At 39.0% G+C, this 1,106-nt stretch carries 1 pseudogene; it reads right to left on the bottom strand.

Annotated elements, in window-relative coordinates:
* Window positions 1–44 precede the first annotated feature (44 nt).
* Window positions 45–1,014: pseudogene (locus C6H66_RS25160) on the bottom strand (IS30 family transposase).
* Between the last annotated feature and the right edge of the window lie 92 nt (window positions 1,015–1,106).

The raw sequence follows: 1,106 nt of genomic DNA, 5'->3' as shown, positions 1-1,106 counted from the left end.
TAATTAAAACTAATTCTTGGATTCACATAATAAGTGCAACATCGTTAATCCGGAAGTAAACATGTTCGTATTCCTTTAAATAATTCATTCGGTGTTTTCCCTCCCCGTGTTTTTCGGGGGCGATTATTTAATCGGTTTACCACAAAATTTATTTCCTGATCAGAGACTTCATTAAAATCAGTTCCCTTTGGAAAGTATTGTCTGATTAGTCCATTGATATTCTCATTTATCCCTCTTTCCCAAGGCGAGTAAGGGTGAGCAAAATAAATTTGGGTTTCTAATTTTTTACTCATGATTTCATGCTCTGCGAACTCCAAACCGTTATCGAATGTGATGGTCTTAACCCTTTGTTTTAACGGGTATAATACTTTCACTACCGCTTTTGCGACTTCTAATGCCCGCTTGCTATCAAGTTTAACAATTATGGTATACAACGTTTTGCGGTCAACCAGGGTTAATAAGACACTTTTTTTTATCTTTCCCTATTATCGTATCACCTTCCCAGTCGCCAATACGTTCTTTTTTATCAACGAATTCCGGGCGCTCATCAATACTGGCCCGATTTTTAATTTTGCCTCTTTTTTCATAGCGGCCATAGCGTTTACGATAGGGTTTTCTGGCAATTCGCAGATGTTGCCATAAATCACCCCCCTCTATTTTATCTTGATAAATCAGCCTATAAATCGTCTCATGATGCAAAAATATCCCTTTATGCCGCTTCAAATAATCAACCGCCTGTTCAGGACTTAAATCTTGCCAAATTAACCGTTTTATCCATTTTTTGACTTCCGGCGTTATTTTTACGGCTTTTTTAGCAAAATGACGACGAGCCAATCCCTTCAAATGAGCCTGTTCAGGGCAATAGGTTTGAACTTCTTGATTTCTCTTCAATTCTCTGCTGATGGTCGACGGACTTCGCTTAAGTGACTCAGCAATGAAAAGCTGTGAAAAACCCGCTGTTTTTAAACTGGAAATCTGATATCTTTCTGTCTCGGTCAGTTGTGTATAGGCCATAGCGCATTCTCCTGTGGCGGGAAAGATGCCTACTATAGCAACTGACCGCCTTTCTGAAAAATTGCGCTTATTAGTCGAATCCGCCATTAATA

This window comes from Photorhabdus hindustanensis (assembly GCF_002968995.1).
GTDB lineage: Bacteria > Pseudomonadota > Gammaproteobacteria > Enterobacterales > Enterobacteriaceae > Photorhabdus > Photorhabdus akhurstii.
The sequence above is the reverse complement of the archived record's forward strand: the minus strand, read 5'-3'. Positions and strand labels throughout refer to the sequence as shown.